At 75.1% G+C, this 7,295-nt stretch carries 5 protein-coding genes; 2 read left to right on the forward strand and 3 right to left on the reverse strand.

Annotation, left to right across the window (positions count from 1 at the left end; all coding sequences use genetic code 11):
• Nucleotides 1–74 precede the first annotated feature (74 nt).
• Nucleotides 75–1,766 (forward strand): ABC transporter ATP-binding protein, encoded by a 1,692-nt coding sequence (locus tag VFZ92_RS25780; protein WP_330878611.1) that lies wholly within the window; start codon nt 75–77, stop codon nt 1,764–1,766.
• A 38-nt stretch (nt 1,767–1,804) separates the two neighbouring features.
• Nucleotides 1,805–3,556 (forward strand): ABC transporter ATP-binding protein, encoded by a 1,752-nt coding sequence (locus tag VFZ92_RS25785; protein WP_330878669.1) that lies wholly within the window; start codon nt 1,805–1,807, stop codon nt 3,554–3,556.
• Nucleotides 3,557–3,813: 257 nt separating this feature from the next.
• On the opposite strand, the gene VFZ92_RS25790 is transcribed toward VFZ92_RS25785, so the two are convergent.
• The 3 genes from VFZ92_RS25790 to VFZ92_RS25800 all read right to left on the reverse strand — a co-directional run bounded on the left by VFZ92_RS25790 (nt 3,814) and on the right by VFZ92_RS25800 (nt 7,235).
• Nucleotides 3,814–5,775 (reverse strand): SecDF P1 head subdomain-containing protein, encoded by a 1,962-nt coding sequence (locus VFZ92_RS25790; protein ID WP_330878612.1) that lies wholly within the window; start codon nt 5,773–5,775, stop codon nt 3,814–3,816.
• Nucleotides 5,772–6,236 carry a hypothetical protein gene (locus tag VFZ92_RS25795; RefSeq protein WP_330878613.1) on the reverse strand — a complete coding sequence of 155 codons (465 nt, stop codon included), beginning with the start codon at nt 6,234–6,236 and terminating at the stop codon, nt 5,772–5,774. Before VFZ92_RS25795 ends, VFZ92_RS25790 begins: the two co-directional genes overlap by 4 nt.
• A 531-nt stretch (nt 6,237–6,767) precedes the next feature.
• Nucleotides 6,768–7,235: a pyridoxamine 5'-phosphate oxidase family protein gene (locus tag VFZ92_RS25800; protein WP_330878614.1), complete on the reverse strand. Its 468-nt coding sequence runs from the start codon at nt 7,233–7,235 to the stop codon at nt 6,768–6,770.
• Between the last annotated feature and the right edge of the window lie 60 nt (nt 7,236–7,295).

Consider the following 7,295-nt stretch of genomic DNA (forward strand, 5'->3'; position numbering starts at 1 on the left):
TCCTGGCCACCCGCCAGATTAGCGTAGCCTTACCTACCGTCCCGTTCGGCCGTCCGAATGCATGAGGTGGGGTAGTGCGCGCCGGAGAACCTACGGGTCGCGACGTCCTGAAGTCCGCGATCAAGGGCCAGTGGCGCAACGTCACCGCGGCGTCGGTGGCCGGAGCGGGCCACCAGGCGGGTGAGGCGCTCGTGCCGGTGATCATCGGCGTGGTGATCGACCGCGCGGTGTCGACCGGCGCCACCGCCGAGCTGGTGTGGTGGCTGGTGGCGCTCGGTGTGGTGTTCGCGGTGCTGTCGTTCAGCTTCCGCGTCAGCCTGCACGCCGGGGAACTCGCCTCCGAGCAGGCCGCGCACGCACTGCGCCTGCGGGTGACCGAGCGGGTGCTCGACCACCGCGGCGGCGCCGAGACCGGGAGGCTCGCGGGCGGGCTGGTCACCATCGCGACCAGCGACGCGCTGCGGGTCGGCCACGTGAACCGCGCGCTGCCCACGGCCGTCGCGGCGGGCACCGGCCTGCTGGTCGGCGCGGTCGCGCTGCTGCGGGTCTCCCTGGTCCTGGGCCTGGTCGTGCTGATCGCCACGCCCGTGCTCCTGGGTCTCGCGCACCTGCTCGGCAAGCCCCTGGAGCGGCGCAGCGAAGCCGAGCAGGAACGGGCCGCGAACGCGTCCGGCATCGCTGCCGACCTGGTCGCGGGCCTGCGGGCGCTCAAGGGCATCGGCGCCGAGCGCGCCGCCGTCGACCGCTACCGCGGCACCAGCCAGGGCTCGAAGAGCGCGGCGATCCGCTCGGCCACCGCGCAGGCGTGGCTGGACGGCTCGATGCTCGCGGTCACCGGGCTGCTGCTGGCGCTGATCGCGCTGGTCGGCGGCACGCTCGCCGCCAACGGCTCCATCACGGTCGGCGAGCTGGTCGCCGCCGTCGGCCTCGCCCAGTTCCTGCTGTGGCCGCTGAACGTCATCTCGTGGGTCAACGGCGCGCTGGCGATGGGTCGGGCCTCGGCCGACCGGATCGCCTCGGTGCTGTCCGCGCCCTCCGCCCTGGGGGCCGGGTCCGCCGACGTGGCCACGCCGGTCGCGGGCGGCGTCCGGCTGCGCGGCCTCACGCACGGCACGCTGCGCGGTGTCGACCTGGACATCGCGCCGGGTGAGCTGGTCGGCGTCGTGGCGGCCGACCCGGCCGACGCCACGGCGCTGCTGCACTGCCTGGGCCGCGAGGTCGACCCGGTGTCGGGGTCGGTGGAGCTGGACGGCGTCCCGCTGTCCACGGTGGACCCGGCGAACGCGAGGGCGGCGATCCTCGTGGCCGCCCACGAGGCGGACCTGTTCTCCGACAGCGTGGTGGACAACATCCGCGCCGTGACGGCCCGGCAGGCCGACGTCGAGCTGGCGATGACCGCCGCGGCCGTGGACGACGTCGTCGAGGCGCTGCCGCAGGGCGCGGACACGGTCGTGGCCGAGCGCGGCAGGTCGCTGTCCGGCGGGCAGCGCCAGCGGGTCGCCCTGGCCCGCGCGCTGGCCGCCGCTCCCCCGGTGCTGGTGGTGCACGACCCGACGACCGCGATCGACGCGGTCACGGAGATGGCGCTGGCGCGGGGGATCCGCGAGGTGCGGCTCGGCCGCACCACCATCGTCGTGACGACCAGCCCGGCGCTGCTCGCCGTCGCGGACCGGGTCGTCGTGCTGACCGGCGGCGAGCTGACCGCCGAGGGCACGCACGCGTCCCTCGTGGCGCACGCCGACTACCGCGCCGCGGTGCTGTCGTGACCCCTCCCACCGGACCCGAGACCGAGGCGGCACCCCGCATGGACGACCGCGAACTCCTGCCCACCGCGAGCGCCGCGCGGACGTGGGCCGCCGTGCGGGCCCTGCTGCGCGAACGCCGCCTGCTCGCCGCCGCCACGATCACCGTGCTGCTCGCGGGCACAGGCGTGGGCCTGGCCACCGCGCCGCTGCTGGGCGACATCGTCGACCTGGTCGCCACCCGGCAGCCGTCGACCGCGATCACCGCGCCCGTCGTGCTGCTGGCGCTGGTCGCCGTCGCCCAGGGCGTCGCGACCGCGGTCGGCGCGGCGCTGATCTCCCGCCTCGGGGAGGGGATGCTGGCCCAGTTGCGCGAGCGGTTCATCGACCGCGCGCTGAACCTGCCGCTGGAGCAGGTCGAGCGGGCCGGGTCGGGCGACCTGACGGCGCGGGTGACCGGTGACGTCACGAAGATCGCCGAGGCCGTGCGGCAGGCGCTGCCGCTGATGGCGCGGTCGGCGCTGACGATCGTGCTGACGCTGGGCGCGCTGGCCGTGCTGGACTGGCGGTTCGCGCTGGCGGTGCTCGTCGCCGCGCCCGTGCAGGTCCTCACGCTGCGCTGGTACGGCCGCGGCGCCAGGACCATGTACGGCGCCGAGCGGATCGCGATCGGCGAGCAGCAGCAACAGCTCCTGGAGACCATCGGCGGCTCGTCGACCGTGCGCGCCTTCGGGTTGGCCGACGACCACGTGCGGCGGGTGACCGAGCGGTCGAGCCACGCGGTCGGGATGACCATGCGGTGCATCAGGCTGCTGGGCGGGTTCTTCAGCAGGCTCAACCTGGCCGAGTACGTCGGCCTGTCGGCGCTGCTGGTCACCGGTTTCTTCCTGGTGGGCAACGGCTCCGCGACCATCGGCACCGCCACGGCCGCCGCGCTGTACTTCCACAGCCTGTTCAACCCCATCAACGCGGCCCTGTCGCTCGCCGACGACGCCCAGTCCGCCGCCGCCAGCCTGTCGCGGCTCGTCGGCGTGGCCGACCGGCCCGAGGTGGCGCCGGACGACACCGGCGAGGCGCTGACCGACACGACCGTCAAGGTCTCCTCCGTCAGCCACGCCTACGAGACCGGCCACGAGGTGCTGGTGGACGTCTCGGTCGACGTGGCGCCCGGTGAACGGGTCGCGCTCGTCGGCGCGAGCGGCGCGGGCAAGACCACCCTGGCCAAGCTGATCGCGGGCGTGCACCAGCCGACGCGCGGCACGATCACGTTCGGCGGCACCGACATCGTCGACCTCGGTCCGGCCACGACCCGGCGGGCCATCGCGCTCATCACGCAGGAGGTCCACGTCTTCTCCGGTCCCCTCAGCGACGACCTGCGCCTGGCCAAGCCCACCGCCACCGACGCCGAGGTGGACGCCGCGCTGGACCGCGTCGGCGCGCTCGCGTGGGCGCGGGCGCTGCCCGACGGCCTGGCCACCGTCGTCGGCGAGGGCGGCCACCGCCTCACCGTCGCCCAGGCCCAGCAGCTCGCGCTGGCCCGCCTCGTGCTGGCCGACCCGCCGATCGCCGTGCTGGACGAGGCCACGGCGGACGCGGGCAGCGCGGGTGCGCGCGTCCTGGAGACCGCCGCCACGGCCGCCCTGGAGGGCCGCAGCGGCCTCCTCGTGGCCCACCGCCTGACGCAGGCGGCCGGCGCGGACCGGATCGTGGTCCTGGACCACGGCCGCGTGGTGGAGAGCGGAACGCACGCCGACCTCGTGGCGGCGGGGGGCCGGTACGCGGAGCTGTGGGCGGCCTGGTCGGACCAGCGCTAACCGGCCCTCGGGTCCGCGAGCTGCCGCGGCCACGCGTGGGACACGTGCGCGGCGAGCACCGGCACCTCCCGCCGTGCACGGCCCGAGCGGCTCGGGTCTCACCACCAGCGCCACGCCGTGCCCGCCCGCGACGGGCGCTCGCCGCCCCGAGGCGGACCTCGACCCGCTCGACCAGGGCGGTGACGTTCAGCCCGACCACCCTGGCCGGCAGGCGCAGCAGCAGCACGACGTCGGAGGGAACCTCCGGGTGTCGTCCACTAGCCGCCCGCGATCCTGGTCGCCAGCTCCGTGGCGGACGTTCGGTCCATCGTGCCCGAGGAGATCTCGAACGTGGTGCCGCGCAACGGCTCCCGCACCACCGGTGCGGACACGACGGCGCCGTCCACGAGGATCGCGACGCGCTGGTCGACCGCGGACCCGGTGAGCGCGGCCCAGCGGTTCGCGCCCTCCCCGGTCAGCACCACCTCGACGACGAAGGCCGAGCCCGTCCCGCCGAAACCCACCTCGGCGGTCTCGACGTCGACCCCGGTCAGGGCGGCCGGTCCGAGGACGAACCTCTCGCCCCCGCCGACGTCGCAGGCGGTGCGGTGCTCGGTCGGCCCGGCCGGGGCGGTGGTCGCGCAGTCGAAGTCCAGCGCGGGGTCCGCGGTGCTGTCCCGGACGACCGCGCGGATCTCCAGCGTCGACACGCCCGCGCCCGCCCAGTGCCACAGGCCGAAGAGCCCGACCGCCGCGACCACCACGGCCGCGGCGGCGGGCACGGCCGCTCTCGGCTCGACCACCCGAGGGCCCAGCGCGGTCACCGCGACCACCACGAGCACGAGGACCGGCGTGACGCCGAACGCGAAGTCCTCGCCGACCGACCGGGCGACCGCCGTCGGCGAGCACGGGTCGTCCGCGCAGGACGTCAGGCGCACCACCCACGCCCACAGCACGGCGAACAGCCAGCCGCCGACCAGGGCCGCGGCGGGCACGGCGTAGGCGAGGAAGCCGGGCACCCGCCGGGCGCGCGGGTCGACGCGGTACCGGGCCCGGCCCACCGCCGCGAGCCACAGGCAGAGCAGCACCGCCCCGAGGACGAGCGCGACGAGCGGTGACGGCCGCAACGGGACCGCGCCCGCGCCGAAGGTGAACACGGCCGGGAACAGGGCCAGGTAGCTGCCGAGCACCAGCCCGACGGCCAGCGCGGCGGCCGACCGGAACGGGCGGGCTCCGCCGAGCCAGGTCGACCGCCAGATCCCGAACGCCGTGAACAGCGTCACCAGGAGACCCACGACGGCACCGGTGACGACGGGCGTCGAGTCGGCCGGTCCCAGGATGCCCCGCAGGGTGACCAGCGCCGACCCCGCGGCGGCGGCACCGAGCAGCAGCCGGGTCGGGGCCGCCACCAGCAGGCGTCCCGGATCGGCCAGCACCGCGGCGCGCGCGGCCCCGCCGGGGTGGCGGCGCAGCCACGGCCGCACGCCGGGGGCGTCCCCGACGGCGGTGAGCAGTCCTTCGACGCCGTACCGCGCGGCCAGCAGGTCGGCCTCGTGCTCGCGCGCCCGCAGGAACGCCCGCGCCACCAGCTCCACGACCAGCACCTGGCCCAGCACGACGAGCGCGGCCAACGCGGACGAGCCGGTGGAACGGTTGCCGTGCACCAGGTCCAGCACGACGGCGAACAGCACGAAGAACCCGATCGGCAGGTTGCTCGTCCGCAGGAGCCTGCCCAGCTGGGCCCAGCCGACGTCACCCGCGCGCAGGTGCGCGAGCTCGTGCCGGACCACCGCCGTGAACACGGTCCGGCCCTCGTCGCTCACGGTGCACAGGCCGAGCAGTTCGGGGCCCAGCAACAACAACGGCCTGCCGCGACCGCTCGCGACGAACGCGCGACTGCCGAGCCCAGGACCGAGCCGGACGTCCGGCGGATCGTCCAGCCGAGCCTCGCGCACCAACCGGTCGAGCAGGCGCGCGGCGTCGGTGAACGGTGTCCCGCCCACCGGCACCGACCGCCGCAGCCGCCACCAGATGCCGAGCGACCAGCCCGCGAGTCCGGGCACGAGCACGATCTCCAGCTTCCAGACGACGCCGAGGACCGTCACGCCGCCCGCGTCGAACCCGGCGAGCCAGAACGCGGTGAAGACCGCGTTCAACGACACCACCGCCGTCAGCAGGAGCAGCAGGAGCGTCGTGTCCGAGGGGAACGCCCGGACGTCGACGCGGCGCGGGGCACTCACCGCGGGTCGTCGCGTTCGAGCAGCAGCGCCACGACGATCGCGTCCGCCAAGGCCTCCGCCCGTCGCTCCTCGACACCCAGCGCCTTGGCCCGCACCAACGCCGTCGCCCGAACCCTGGCCAACTCGTCGGCGGACCACTCCTGCACGGGCGCCTCGACGGCGCGGCGCTTGACGAGCTTGCGGAACACCTTGCCCGCGCCGTTCTTCACCGCCTCACCGACGCCGTCGGACAGCGCGGTGATCACGCTGCCCGAGACGAGCGCGACCACGGGCGTGATCATCTCGACCGCGTCGCCCAACCCGAAGCCGAGGGGGTCGTCGTGCGAACGGCGGAACGCGCGCTCGGCCCTGGCGGGGTGGTCGAGGTACGGCGCGGCGACCAGGGCGAAGGAGGGGAGTTCGGCGGGGGCGACGGCTTCGACCACTCGTTTGGCCAGGTCGTGGACGGTCACGGTGGTCATCGGCGGCTCCCCTGTGCGGATCAGCGCTGTCGTAGGGGAGACGGTAGCGGGCCGACGGGTCCGGGCCGGGTGCTTCGCGAAGTTCGGGACGGGTCTGGTCCCACCGGCCGTCCGGTGTTGGGAAGCTCTCGCTCGCCGTCGTGCTGTGGCCGGTTTGGCACGGGGCCCGACAAATGTCAGGGGGCGAACCCCCCGAGTAGAATCGGCCACGTTCTCGAACCTCGCCCACGCGGGCAGAAGGTCGGGTGCGGAACTCGGTTCCTGGGCGCCTGCTTTTGTCGACGCGACCGCCGAACGCACTCAGGTGTTCCCCCGGACCCAGCTCCACCCCGTCCGCCAGCAGAGTCCGCACGACGGGGAGCCTGAACGGACGACGACCGGTGTCGCCGAGCGCGTCCACCCGCACGTGGCGGTCTAAGTGACCGGGACCTCGCCGACGGCGCACCGGCAGACCTCCTCGGGACGCGGCGGGACCCGCCCGGTGCTACGTGCGACGCCCGAGCGGCGCCCCGACGTCCCGCTCACGCCGCCTCAGGCGGGGTGCTGCCGCGCGCCCGGCACGTCGACCAGTTCACGACCGGGCAGCCAGCCGTTCGGGATGTCCGTGGCCCGCCACGCCGACACCCTCAGCCGCACGGCCTCGATCGGCGCGTCGAGGAACGGCTCCGCCTGCGGCACCTTCGCGAGCAGCACCCGGCGCACCTCGTCGGCCTCCTCGCCCGTCACGACGCGCGCGGTCGCCTGCGCCTGGAGGAACGGCTGCGCGGGCGAGCCGGTCGAGATGATCACCGACACCAGCGGCTCCCGCCGGATCGCGGCGAGCGTCCGGCCGCGCTGCTCCAGCACCAGCGACAGGGTGAACAGGCCGGTCTCGGCGAAGTAGGCGCCGTTGACCCACGGGCCCCGGTCGCCGCTGGTCGCCAGGAAGAAGGACTGGTGCGCGGCCAGGGTGTCGCGGACCAGGTCCTCCACCTCGGACGTCGTCTCTAGGGTCGTCATGCCGCGAAAGGTATTCACCGGCTTTCGCGAGATCCCCCCGGTGAGCCGGTTCTTGCCCGT

This window comes from Umezawaea sp. (genome assembly GCF_036375055.1).
Taxonomy (GTDB): Bacteria; Actinomycetota; Actinomycetes; order Mycobacteriales; family Pseudonocardiaceae; genus Umezawaea.